Genomic DNA, 250 nt, shown 5'->3' on the forward strand with positions numbered 1-250 from the left:
TGCGCCGTTTCCAGCTCGCCATCTGCGGTTACAATATAGCGGATCGCAGAACTCACGCCGGAACGAGCCACGGTGACTTCATCGCCGACACGCACCTGCCCCGATGCAATCGTGCCTGCGAAGCCGCGAAAATCCGCGTGCGGGCGGCTGACATATTGCACAGGAAAGCGAAAATCCGGTTCCGCAGCATCAGCACTGTCTGTTGCCACAGTCTCCAGCCACTCCAAGAGTGCCGGCCCCTGATACCAAG

At 60.0% G+C, this 250-nt stretch carries 1 pseudogene; it reads right to left on the reverse strand.

Features of this window, described 5'->3' with window-relative positions:
- A pseudogene (locus tag HBA93_RS22440) lies at nt 1-250 on the reverse strand (adenylyl-sulfate kinase); the annotation flags it as partial.

Origin of the sequence: Ochrobactrum sp. SFR4 (assembly GCF_019730395.1) — a bacterium.
GTDB lineage: Bacteria > Pseudomonadota > Alphaproteobacteria > Rhizobiales > Rhizobiaceae > Pseudochrobactrum.